This is a genomic window from Microcoleus sp. LAD1_D5 (genome assembly GCF_036702115.1).
In the GTDB taxonomy this organism is placed as follows: Bacteria; Cyanobacteriota; Cyanobacteriia; order Cyanobacteriales; family Microcoleaceae; genus Microcoleus.
This window is the reverse complement of the sequence record NZ_JAUBSA010000009.1, coordinates 124,581-131,973: the sequence shown is the minus strand read 5'-3', so window position 1 is coordinate 131,973 and position 7,393 is coordinate 124,581. Positions and strand designations below refer to the sequence as shown.

At 43.5% G+C, this 7,393-nt stretch carries 5 protein-coding genes; 1 reads left to right on the top strand and 4 read right to left on the bottom strand.

Features of this window, described 5'->3' with window-relative positions:
* Positions 1 to 196: 196 nt before the first annotated feature.
* Positions 197 to 2,161, bottom strand: coding sequence for a pentapeptide repeat-containing protein (locus QUA70_RS06905; RefSeq protein WP_333345843.1), 1,965 nt, complete (start codon positions 2,159 to 2,161; stop codon positions 197 to 199).
* A gap of 25 nt (positions 2,162 to 2,186) precedes the next feature.
* Here QUA70_RS06905 and QUA70_RS06900 point away from each other — a divergent pair, with 25 nt between their 5' ends.
* Positions 2,187 to 2,987: an ion transporter gene (locus QUA70_RS06900; RefSeq protein WP_333345840.1), complete on the top strand. Its 801-nt coding sequence runs from the start codon at positions 2,187 to 2,189 to the stop codon at positions 2,985 to 2,987.
* Between the two features lie 260 nt (positions 2,988 to 3,247).
* On the opposite strand, the gene QUA70_RS06895 is transcribed toward QUA70_RS06900, so the two are convergent.
* From QUA70_RS06895 to QUA70_RS06885, 3 genes are all read right to left on the bottom strand, one after another.
* On the bottom strand, positions 3,248 to 4,624 hold the full coding sequence (locus tag QUA70_RS06895) for an ATP-binding protein (RefSeq protein WP_333345837.1): 1,377 nt from the start codon (positions 4,622 to 4,624) through the stop codon (positions 3,248 to 3,250).
* Between the two features lie 108 nt (positions 4,625 to 4,732).
* Positions 4,733 to 6,088, bottom strand: coding sequence for an ATP-binding protein (locus tag QUA70_RS06890; RefSeq protein ID WP_333345834.1), 1,356 nt, complete (start codon positions 6,086 to 6,088; stop codon positions 4,733 to 4,735).
* A 681-nt stretch (positions 6,089 to 6,769) separates the two neighbouring features.
* Positions 6,770 to 7,336, bottom strand: a complete 567-nt coding sequence (locus tag QUA70_RS06885; RefSeq protein ID WP_333328937.1) for a hypothetical protein — start codon at positions 7,334 to 7,336, stop codon at positions 6,770 to 6,772.
* Between the last annotated feature and the right edge of the window lie 57 nt (positions 7,337 to 7,393).

The following is a 7,393-nucleotide window of genomic DNA, read 5'->3' as shown; positions in this document are numbered from 1 at the left end:
CTATTGACAGGATGTTCCTTTATATCTTGCCCTTTTTGTCAAGTACAATTTATACCAAATTAGATGAGCTTACCCTGCTTTGAGTGCTTCCGGTTCCCCCCTTTTTTAAGGGGGGCTAGGGGGGATCTCCGGGTCAAGAAAACACGCCCTACTCCTTCCATTTCTAAGAACTCAATTCGTTACTACAAACATTAATTTATTCGTGAATTGTGCCATCAGGCATAATTGCACCTGCGAGTTTTGCCTTTTCCAGATTTACCGCCCCACTTAGGTTCGCTCCCTTTAGGTTGGCTTTTTCTAGGTTTGTATTATCCAAATCTGCCCCACGCAAGTCTGCCGAAGTTAAGTTGGCTCCAGTAAAATTACCATAACGAAGGTTAGCCCCACAGAGATTTCCTTCAGTTAATATTGCTCCGCTGACATTACATTGAAGAGTTCCACCAACCAAATTAACTTTTGTCAGATTAGCACCACTAAAATTTGCCCCATCTGTTTGTGCATTTTTCAGATTCGCTCCACTCAAGTCTGCCGCAGTTAGGTTGGCAGATCCTAAATTTGCCTGCATCAGGTTTGCTCCTATCAGGTTTGCCGCCGTTAAGTTGGCACTCCTCATATCTGCTTCGCTTAAGTTGGTTTTATTCAAATTTGCTTGCAGGAGTTTTGCACCCTGCAAATTTGCCTTCGTTAGATTTGCACCACTCAAGTTAGCTTCACTCAAGTTGACTCCGCTCAAGTTACGACGAGCTAGGTTTGCTTCTTTCAGTGAAACATTAGGAGCAATTAAGCAAGCACCTGCTTTAACAGGATCAAAGCCTCTGGGGAAGACAGTCTGTGCGTTGTAAAGTGCTTGTTGAAGTTTTGCTCCTTCAAGGTTTGCCCCTTCAAGGTTTGCCATTAATAGGTTAGTATCACTTAGGTTTGCATTACTCAAATCAGCCTTCATCAATTTTGATTCCTTCAAATTCAACCCTGTTAAGTTTGCTTTACTGAGGTTTGCCCTGCTGAAGTTTGTCCCCAATAACAAATGAACTTTACTGAGATTTACCCCACTCAGATTAGCTTCACTTAGGTTTGAATTAGACAGATTTACTTCACTTAAATTTGCATTTAGTAATTGTGTTTTACCTAAGTTGACTGAGCTGAGATTGGCTTGGTGAAGGTTTGCATGACATAAATTTGCCTCACTCAGGTTAGAAGCGTATAAGTTTGTTTCAGAAAGTTCTGCACCGCTTAGATTAGCCCTACTCAAGTTGACCTGACTCAGGACTATTCTGCTCAGATTTACTCCTGCTAGATTAACTCCAGTAAAATCTCGTTCTCTCTGATTATACCGTTTCAAAAATTCCTCAGCACTGATAGCTGATTCCAGATTTTCTAGTGCAGAATCATCTATTTTTTCCTCTTCCTGAGATTCCACAGTATCCGCATTCACAGGAGTAGCAGCCGGCTGTTCTACCGCTTCACTAGATGCTGGAATCGGTGTCTCCTCGATCGCCTCTTCGCGCAATAACCGATCCACGCGATCGCTAAACCGCCTCACAACCTCAGCATCATCAACCTTTTCACCAGCATTCGAGCTTTTCTCAACCGCATTCTCAACATAATACTGGTCTACAAAACTTTGCAACCCAGCATTATATCCCTGTCCTAGCGCCTGAAATCTCCATTCGCCATTCTTCTTATACAAGCGTCCAAATTCTAAAGCCGTTTCTTGGGAAAATATCTGATTTAAATTGTACCGAACCAATTCGCTAAGAGTTTCTCGGTTGTAAAGCCTGATAAAAGCATTTGTAACTTGACTAAAACTTTGATTTTTTTCCTGTCCCTCGTGAAGAGTCACAACAAACACAATTTCCTGAATAGCCGAATTGATTTTACTCAAATCCACATAAACCGTCTCATCATCTCCGTCTATTTGTCCATTCCTGTTGTCTCCCGAATGTCGCACCGCACCGTCCGGCGATGTCAGATTGTTGTAAAATACAAAATACTTTTCATCAGGAATGCGACCGTCCGCCCCTAACATAAAAACAGATGCGTCAATGTCGCAGTTTTGTGCTGTCTGGCTGACTTGCCAACCCAGGGCGATCGCAATTTTACTGAAATCAGGAGTTTCTTTAGAAAGATTGAACCTTTCACCCTTCGTTAATTCGATACTCATATGCGATAATTCCCTTATCTCATAAATGGTATTAATTATCTCATCTATGTTAACCCGATCGCAAATTGGATTTTATCTCGAAGACATCGAAACCCCCATTGGCAGAACCGTAAATTTAACTCTTACCGGACTCATTCTCCTATCTTCGACCAGCTTCATCGCCGAAACTTACCCGATTTCGGAAGCTGTTAGAATTAATTTACAAACTCTCGATACAGCGCTTTTAGTTGTTTTTGTGTTTGAGTATTTATTGCGAGTATGGTGTGCCGAAAATCGAGTTAAGTTTATTTTTAGTTTTTTTTCAATTATTGATTTGCTGGCAATATTACCATTTTTGCTGGGATTTGTCAACGTTAGTTTTATCCGCATTTTTCGCTGGTTTAGAATTCTCCGACTCATCCGTTTTCTGGAATTAAAAATTTCTATTTTCCGCATCAGCAGCGAAGATGGGGTTATTTTTGCTCGGATTTTGTTTACTTTGCTGGCAATAATTTTTGTTTATTCTGGTTTGATTTATCAAGTCGAACATCCGGCAAATCCCGAAAGTTTTGGGACTTTTTTGGATGCGGTTTATTTTTCGGTTGTCACGATGACGACGGTGGGATTTGGGGATGTTACTCCGATTTCGGAATCCGGCCGTTTTCTGACTATTTTGATGATTTTGACGGGAATTGCTCTGATTCCTTGGCAATTGGGGGATTTGATTAAACACTTAGTTAAAAGTGCTAATCACGGAGAAGCTGTTTGTAAAGGTTGCGGTTGGTCTGTACACGATGCTAATGCTAGATTTTGTAAAATGTGCGGCAGTCAGTTAGATAATGGTTGACTGTTGACTGTTGACTGTTGACTGTTACAGCGTTTTCAGATAGGGACACAGCATTGCCGTGTCCTGTACTTCATAAATCTGGAATAGGCTGTAACTTCTTCCCTCTTCCTTCTTCCTTCTTTAATAAAAATTACGCAATGGGCATCGTTAAACAAAGGTATGTTGTTGCGCTTCAGCGCTATTTCCTTGGAAAAGAGCGCTGACGCGCAACTACATACCTAAATTCAACTCCTATTTATGACAGTTGGCCTTAGTCATATTTAAGCTAAGGGTAACAAAATTTCAAATTCAGTGCCTCTGCCTAACTCCGATCGCATTCTGAACGCACCGCCGTGTTTGCCCGTCACTATTTGATAGCTAACTGCTAAACTGGTTTCTTTGAGGGCGCGTTTTTCCGTAGAGAATGATTCTATGATTTTTTTGTACTTGCTAGGTGACATTCCTGGCCCGTTATCTGCTATGCAAATCGAAACCCAGCGAACATGAAGTTTGTCTAAATCCGGCGCAGGTTCGGGACAGCAGACTTGAGTTGTGATTTCAATTTTAGGCTGGCGATCGGCGTCTCTGAGTCCTCCACCTTTGAACTCTTTCGCCAATTCTTGACCGACGGCTTCATTAATTAATGTATGAATAGCATTGGTCAAGATATTCATAAATACTTGGTTTAGCTGTCCTGCATAGCACGGTACTGGTGGCAGATAGCCGTAGTTTTTCACTACTTGGATTTCCCTCGTCAAATGACTTTTGAGCAGCAAAAGTATGCTGTCTATGTTGGCGTGCAAGTCGGTGGGTTTGGGATAAATATCGTCGATGTGGCAGAAGTTTTGCAAACTGGTTGCTAACTTGCTCAAACGTTCTGCTCCCGATTTGATGCTGGCAACAGTTCGGAGGAAATCGTTTTGCAAAAAGTCATAGTCGATCTCTTCTTTGAGCCGTGCTATTTCCGGCGGGGGGTCAGTACAGTATGCGTCGTAAACTGAGAGCAACTCCATCAAGTTTTTGCTGTAGTCGCTTACGTAGGTTAAATTGCCCCAAATAAAGCCTACCGGATCTAAAATTTCGTGGGCTACTCCGTTGACTAAACGCCCTAAACTAGCCATTTTTTCGCTTTGAATCATTTGAGTTTGGGCTCTTTCGTAGCGGACTTGAGTTTCGATGCCACGAATTTGCCAGTAGGCGATGTTTAGCGCGTGAGGGTCTAAGAGGCGATAAGATTGGGAGTCTATTTGGACGACGATTGGTTCTGACTGCAATTCGGGCGATCGACGCAGAGCTTGTGGAGCTGCTGCCAAAATTGTTGTACTCTCTGGGACTAATAATATTTCGAGGCGAGCGTAACTGTAGAGAACTTTCAGCGGGAGGTGCAAAAATAGCTCGGGGCCTTGGGGTTTGAGCAAATATTCCAGCAGTTGCCTGCGGGATATCATGCCAGCAAACTCTCCTGCTTCCATCAAGACGACTCCCGGCACTAGGGGATACTGTTCAAATATTTCGGCAACTGCCACAGCCAAGCAGCTCGATTTAACCTGAAAGTCATACAGGGGCAAATCCCAGAGAGTAGACTCTAGCGAAAGGTCTTGATGGCTGCCTTCGGAGACTGAAGGGCTAAGGAGTTTGGAACTGAATTTATTTGCCACTGGAACTTTTAGTTGCCGAAACGCTGGGAAAGTGAAATGAGAACGTACTACTAAGCTAGCCTATCATTTCAGCGCAGGAGCGAACAACCGAGAATATTCTTGAGTTAATCATGTTTTGTGAACTATAGGCAGGAGAATTTCAAATTCAGTGTTCTTGCCTGGTTGCGATCGCAATTTCATTTGGCCGCCGTGCTTTTCTGTGACGATTTGATGGCAGATAGCCAGCCCCATACCGCTGCCTTTGCCTGCTGGTTTAGTGGTAAAAAAGGTGTCAAATATCTGCTGGTGATTTTCTGGAGGAATGCCGGGCCCATTATCGGCAATGCAAATTGCCACCCGCTTGCCGTCTTCGGTTTCTATGACTTTAGTGGTAATTTCGATTTGGGGCTGCCAGTTGTCCGAGCAGTGGGTCTTTATTTCTCGATCGGCGGCGTACTCTGTCAGCGCGTCTAGAGCATTAACTAACAAATTCAAAAACACCTGACTCAACTGACCGGAGTAGCCGCTAACTAGCGGCAGTTCGCCGTAATTTTTAACCACTTCTATGTTGTTTTTAAAGCGGTTTTTCAAAATTAACAGCGTCATCTCCACGCATTCGTGAATGTCTGTCGCGGCTGGTTTTGTCTCGTCCATGTGAGAGAAGTGGTGCAGCCCGTTAACTATTTTTAGCAATTGCGAGGCTCCCAACTCCATCCCTTCTAAGGTAATCGGCAAATCTTCTTGTAAAAAATCAAATTCAATTTCTTTTTTAAGGGCATCAATTCGGGGACAGGGTGCCGAATATTCTTCTTCATAAACCGACATGAGCTGAAGCAAGTGTTCAAAATAGGACAGCAGAAAAGTTAAATTTCCCCAAATACAGTTGAGCGGATTTCTGATTTCGTGCGCTACTTCTGCTACAATCCTCCCCAAACTCGCCATTTTTTCTGTTTGGATGAGTTTGGCTTGGGTTTGTTTGTGGAGTAACTTATTTGTTAATTGGTGAATTCTTGATTGAGCGACCATTAATTGGTGTACGTCTAACAGCTTGTAGGTCTGGGGGGCTATTTCCACTACTACGGGTTCGTAAATTAATTCGGCTGATCTGTAAAGACATTCCTGGGCTGCTTCTACTATTAACTTACTGGCGGGAAGTACGAGTTCCTCTGCCTTGGCAAACTTGTACAGTACCTCTATTGGCCGCTTGAAAAACATTTCTACTCCGTAGCGGCAGTTAACTTTTTCAAAAAATAGACGCCTGGATATCATGCCGACAAAATTACCCTCATTTGTCAAAATGACGCCGGGAAGCATGGAATTTTCTTCAAAAGCCTTGGCTACTTCTTTTGCCTGTTGAGTTAATTCAATTTGGCAGTTGGAGAGTGGCAGGTCTAGGAGAGTTGATTCTAAGGAGATGTTCCAAGTACAAAATTCAGGTATATGCAACACTGATAACTCCGAGCTAGTCTCACGCACAGCAAACATAGATGAAACCCCTGTTAAAAATTGTATTCATGAACAACTTAAGTTGCTATTAATTCGTAACGGGTAATTGGTAGCGGGTAGTTGCTAATTTGTGAAATTACAACAGCACCCGATGGGAAAACCCGATCGCAGTAGCATTGTCTGCTAAAGATTTTGTTTCTAAGTCAATATTAAACGATCTAAGCTTTTGTGGAACTTACTGATCTCTGCTGTAAACTTTTTACCATGATATACCTGCGATCGCGTGTTTTCCGAAAATTTTTAATATTTATAACGAATTATTGTGATAAGTTATACCATTTTTCCAGTGATAGAAGGGAATTGGAGAACAGCTCGCGGGTTATCAGTGAATATACGGGCATCCTTCGAGGGTTCGAGGGCCCGGATTAGCCATCGTCCAAGCAGCTGCAGGCTCCAACTGTCAAGACTAGGGCCCAGACCAAAGGAAGTTGGGCCACGGATTCGCTTTCTGCGGATGTAACCGAATGTAACGGATGGAAGGCTTGAGTTATCTAGGAGAGAAGGAAGAAGCAATGTTCCGCAAGGGTTTGTGCAATTAAGAACATCCTAACCGTCGGCCGCGGTTCCTATATCACTACAAAGAAATGCAACTTGAGGCAACTTCCCAACCTCGATGGTCATCAGTTTTTTGCAATCTGCAATCTGCAATCTGTCATCGTCTTAGGGTTCCACCTCCGGCCAGAGGCGTTCTAGCTGATACCGCCAAGCGGCGAGAGTTTTTTCGCTAGACTCTCGCCCTAGTTCCATTTCACCCATCAATCCCTCTGCGTAGAAACGGTCTAAAGTCTGAAGGGTAGTTTCGACAGACTGTCCCTGCATCTTCGCAGCTTTGATGATTTGACGGATGCGGCTTTCTATCAAACCGCCGAAAAAGTCAGACAAACCTCGCTCTTGCAAAGCCAGCACTCTGGCGACGGCGGCCGAGAAATCGGCGGCCGCGAGTGTGGCACAACTGTGCTGAAATACTCCCCACAAAACGTTTTGATGTAAGGCGTAGCGAGTTTCGAGGGTGGTGTCAAAGTTAGCTTCTAGCAGTTTATCAAGAAATGGTTGAGCTTCCTGGGCATCGGCGATCGGCAGCAAAATCCGCAGCCACGTCCCGTCTTCTGAAAGGAGGACTAACAGGCGAAAATTGGGGGTTTCTACTTGCCAAGAAGTGGCAGCAGGCATCTCAACACTGTCACCAAATAAGTCTTTAAGGGTATTGCTAATTTCTTCGGGAGTCATAATGATTTTAGATTTTAGATTTTAGATTTTAGATGAGTCACCAGTCATTAGTCAGCA

Excerpts from the sequence above, each read along its gene's own strand:
- QUA70_RS06905 (WP_333345843.1), bottom strand. The coding sequence starts at position 2,161 with ATGAGTATCGAATTAACGAAGGGTGAAAGGTTCAATCTTTCTAAAGAA.
- QUA70_RS06900 (WP_333345840.1), top strand. The coding sequence starts at position 2,187 with ATGGTATTAATTATCTCATCTATGTTAACCCGATCGCAAATTGGATTT.
- QUA70_RS06890 (WP_333345834.1), bottom strand. The coding sequence starts at position 6,088 with ATGTTTGCTGTGCGTGAGACTAGCTCGGAGTTATCAGTGTTGCATATA.
- QUA70_RS06885 (WP_333328937.1), bottom strand. The coding sequence starts at position 7,336 with ATGACTCCCGAAGAAATTAGCAATACCCTTAAAGACTTATTTGGTGAC.